The organism is Methylobacterium aquaticum (genome assembly GCF_001043915.1).
GTDB lineage: Bacteria > Pseudomonadota > Alphaproteobacteria > Rhizobiales > Beijerinckiaceae > Methylobacterium > Methylobacterium aquaticum.
The window spans coordinates 1-1,745 of sequence record NZ_LABX01000279.1 but is presented as its reverse complement, the minus strand read 5'-3'; the positions used below and the strand labels follow the sequence as shown (position 1 = coordinate 1,745).

Here is a 1,745-nt window from a genome sequence, read left to right as displayed (position 1 = left end):
GTCGGGCATGCCCGACTTGGGTCGGGGGAAGGTGCCCCGCGGAGTGGGGCGGGAGCGGGGCAGCGCGACGCTGGTCCAGCGGGCGCCTGTCAGAATGGTCGCGACTTCTGCGGAGGCGGAGTTCCCCTCTCCCGCCCCGCTCCGCGGGGCACCCTCCCCCGCAGAGGGGGGAGGGGTCAGGGCAGCGCGCTTCATGTGGATCACGGGTTCTGGCTCTGCTGCCGACGGCGATGGGGGCGCTCGCCCTCGGGACGCTGGCCTTCCTGGCGCTGGCCTTCCTGGCGCTGCCCCTCCTGGCGGCTCGGTGCAGCAGCGCCCTCCCCCTCCGCCGGCTTCGCCGCCTCCGGCCCGGCCGCCGTCTCCGGCCGCCCGCCGGTCACCCGCACCGAGGCCCCGTCCTTCAGCCGGTCGGTCCCGTCGACCACCACCCGGTCGCCGAAAGCCAGGCCCTTGATCACCACGGTCCGCACGCCGTCGCTCTCGCCGATCTCGATCGGCCGCACCGCCACCTTGTCCTCCGCCGTGAGCAGATAGACGTAGGTGCCGGGCGTGCCGCGCAGGACGGCGGCGGCCGGCACCAGAGCCGCGTCGCGCACCGTGTCGACGTCGAGGCGGGCATTGACGAACTGGTTGGGAAACAGCCGGTCGTCCGTGTTGGGAAACAGCGCGCGCAGCTTCACCGTGCCGGTTGTGACGTCGATCTGGTTGTCGACGGTGTCGAGAGTGCCCCGGGCGATCTCGGTGGTGTCGGAGCGGTCGAAGATCCGCACCGGCAGGGTGGCGCCGGCCCGCAGGCGGTCCATCACCCGCGACAGCACGGTCTCCGGCAGGGTGAACAGCACCGAGATCGGGTGGAGCTGCGTCACCACGACGATACCGGTCGAGGCGGCGGTGACGTAGTTGCCCTGGTCGATCTGGCGCAGGCCCACCCGGCCCTCGACCGGCGAGGTGATGCGGCCGTAACTGATGTTGAGCTTCTGCTGGTCGATCTGGGCCTGGTCGGACGCGACGATGCCCTCGTACTGCTTGACCGTGGCGGCTTGCGTGTCGACGTTCTGCTTGGCGATCGAATCCTGCCGATTCAGGGTCTGGTAGCGGGCGAGATCCAGGCGCGCGTTCTGCAACAGCGCCTGGTCGCGCAGGAGCTGGCCCTGGTACTGCGCGAGCAGCGCCTCGTAGGGCCGCACGTCGATCTGGGCCAGGAAGGCGCCGGCCTTGACCGTCTGGCCCTCGCGAAAGCCGATCTGGGTCAGGTATCCGCTCACCTGCGAGCGGATCGTCACGGTGGCGAGCGGGGTCACGGTGCCTAACCCTGAGAGCACCACCGGCATGTCGCCCTTCTGCACGGTGGCGACGCCGACCGCCTGCGGCCCCTCCCCGCCCCCGCCGCGACGCCCGCCGCCGCGCCGGCCGGCGCGGCGGCGGGCGTCGCGGCGGGGGGGGGGGGGGGGCCCAGGGGGGCGGCGTGCGCCCCCCGTCGGAGGGGGGGACGGCCGGGGGGGCCTCGCGGGGTAGGACCGTGACCCCGCCCGCCCCCCCGGGGGGGGCCCACGAGCTCCAAGCGGCGGGCCGCGGGGGGGCGGCGACACCGTGCCCGGGGGCGCGGGCAGCGACGACGTGCGGGGGGCCGCCCGCGGAAAACTCGTGAGCCCCCACCAAAGGGGGGTCCCCCCCCCCCCCGGCCCCCAGGCCCGCAGCGTGTTCGCACAGGCGGGGGGGACGGACCCCCCGTTTTCCCACATGCC

1 protein-coding gene is annotated in these 1,745 nt (G+C 74.3%); it reads right to left on the bottom strand.

Annotated elements, in window-relative coordinates:
- Positions 1 to 200 precede the first annotated feature (200 nt).
- On the bottom strand, positions 201 to 1,589 hold the full coding sequence (locus VP06_RS29120; RefSeq protein ID WP_082167683.1) for an MdtA/MuxA family multidrug efflux RND transporter periplasmic adaptor subunit: 1,389 nt from the start codon (positions 1,587 to 1,589) through the stop codon (positions 201 to 203).
- Positions 1,590 to 1,745: the final 156 nt, after the last annotated feature.